We start from the raw sequence: 2,449 nt of genomic DNA on the forward strand, positions 1-2,449 counted from the left end.
CGGACTCCATGGTGGACGGCGGCCCGTGAGCGCGGGGATCTCCAGGAACAGCGAGTGGCCGCCGTCCACCATGGAGTCCGTCGCCGCGCGCAGCCCGAGCGGGGAACGCAGTTCCCGGAGCCGCCGCAGATTGTTCAACTGGGCCTGCACGAGCTTCTCGTCGGGCAGTCGGCTCCGCTGCGGCGCGGTCCCCTCCGCCGGTGGCGCCGGCGGGAGGAAGCCGTTGTCCCGCAGCCAGGTCTCCGCGTCCTCGAACAGCGTCTCGGTACCGTCCACGCCGAGCGGCGCGGTGGACTGCCCGATCGACTCCAGCGTCGCCAGCTCGTGCGGCAGCGCGCGGACCTCGTCCGGCGTCGGCGCGTGGCCCCGGGCGTCCGTGTCGCTGAGCACCCGCAGATCGAGCGCGTGGGTCCAACTCCCGGGCGTGTACGTCGACATGGTGCCGTCGGGCCGGATCAGGGTGAGCGTGTACTCGACGTCGGCCTCGGTCAGCAGATGGCTGCGGTTGGTGCGCACCGCGTGCATCGTGCCCGCGACGGAACTGGTGCCGAACATGTTCTGCGCCGCGAGGGACCCGGTGCCCTTGCCGTTGACGGTGCCGCCGATGCTGTGGGAGGCGTCCGGGTGCCCCGCGCGATGGTCGGTCGTGAGGGTCGGGCCGAGGCTGCCGCTGAGGGTCACCCCGCTGTTGAACGTCGTGTTCTGGTCGTTCTTGACCGTGTTGACGACATGGCTCTCGAGGTTGATCTTCTTGTCGAGGCTCTTGGCCACCGGGGTGTTGCGGGTGACCCGCGCGTCAAGCCGCATCATGCCGACCGCGCGGCCGTGCGCGTCGGTGAGCACCGGCGAGTACAGCCCGCCCTCGACCTGCATCGGCAGCGTGCCCCGCAGGATCGGTTCGCCCAGGAAATCCGCGAGTTGGGCCGACGAGGTGGCGTCCAGGTCGTCGGCGAAGTTCTCCGCGGCACCCTCGTACAGCCGCCGCGGGTTCAGCACCGAGTCCACGCCGTAGATGGGCAGTTGCCGCAGCTCGGCGGGCACGGGCAGGGCCTGCCCGTGGTCCCGGTCGGCGTCCACGAGGTGCTGCGGGAACCAGACGGTGACCGACCCGTGCTGCTCGGCCGGACTCCAGTCGCGCACGGGATCGGGATCCGCGACGACAACCGCCGTATCGGTTCCGTCAGTTGCCTCTGCCACGTCCGTGTCGGCCACGTCCGTGTCGGCCACGTCCGTGTCGGCTACGTCCGTGATCGCGGCCGGCGCGTCCACGCGCACCTGCCAGTTGTCGGTGAAGTCGTAGGCGCGGGAGGGCTCGTTGCTGCGCTGGGCGCTGGTGGTCTGCACGACCTGGGTGACCGTGGAGGAGCCGTCCGCCTGGTTGTGGGTGATGGTCGCGGACAGCGCGATGTCCACCCCGCGGACCGGGCCGGCCGCCCCGATCGGTACGGACAGGGTCCACGGCACCGGAATCGTCGAGAACGTGCCGGACGGCTGCGCGGAGACGATCTCCCGGGTGCCCTGCCCGCGCCGCTCCACATGCTTGTCGGGATCGCTCGTGTCGAGCGCGCCCTGCCGCGCGGACGGCCGCCGGTCGTCGAGCGTCAGGCGTACGTCCACCTCGCGGCGGACGCCGTCGACGTCCAGCACGATCCGGTGACCGCCGAGGCTGCGCAGATACGGCATGTTCTGCGTCAGCTGCTGCTCGGACAGCACGTCCCGCAGTTGCGCGTGCACGGCGTCGTCCGGGCCGGGGTTCGGCCTGCCGAGCGCGGTGAGCACCTGGCGGTGCAGCCCGTCGACCAGGTCCGGCGAGAACGGCTCCATCATGACCAGCCCCACCTGGCCGTCGTGCCGCTGCCCGTAGCCACCCAGGTAGGAGGGACGGCCGGGCGGCTCAGTGGGCGCGGTGATGTCGCCCTCCGGGGTCGTCAGCGTGATCTCCGGGACCGGCAGGACCAGCGGGACGGGCTCGGTCTCCGTCTCTGCTTCCGGCTCGGCCTCTGGCTCTGCTTCTGCCTCCGCCGGAGGGGTGTGTGTCGGGTCCGTGTGCGTGGAGGTGGTGGCCACCGGGGTCGGTCCGGTGTCGGTCGCGTCGGTGGTGGACTTGACCGGGGCGGGCGGGTCCGCGCCGGGCGCACCCTTGACCGGTCCCCGCGGACCGGTACCGGTGCCCCGGGGGTCGTCGGCGGGATCGCCGACCAGGGTGCCGATCAGGGCGAGGTGACGGGGCCTCAGACCACCGGAGGTGTACGCCGGGTCCGACGCGGGCGTGAACAGCGTCGGGTCGCCCATGAGGCTGGCCGTACCGCCGCGGTGCGGGGCGGACGAGTCGAAGCCGCTCTCGTCGCGGAGTCCGAGTTGGTGGCCGACCTCGTGGGCGAGGTCGGCCACCAAGTCGGAGATGTCGGCCGGCCACGAGTGATGGGTGGCCGGGGTTCCGTCCGTCGGG

At 72.2% G+C, this 2,449-nt stretch carries 1 pseudogene; it reads right to left on the reverse strand.

Features of this window, described 5'->3' with window-relative positions:
* Positions 1-2,449, reverse strand: a pseudogene (locus JHN63_RS50115) (hypothetical protein); the annotation flags it as partial.

The organism is Streptomyces sp. MBT65 (genome assembly GCF_016612545.1).
Taxonomy (GTDB): Bacteria; Actinomycetota; Actinomycetes; order Streptomycetales; family Streptomycetaceae; genus Streptomyces.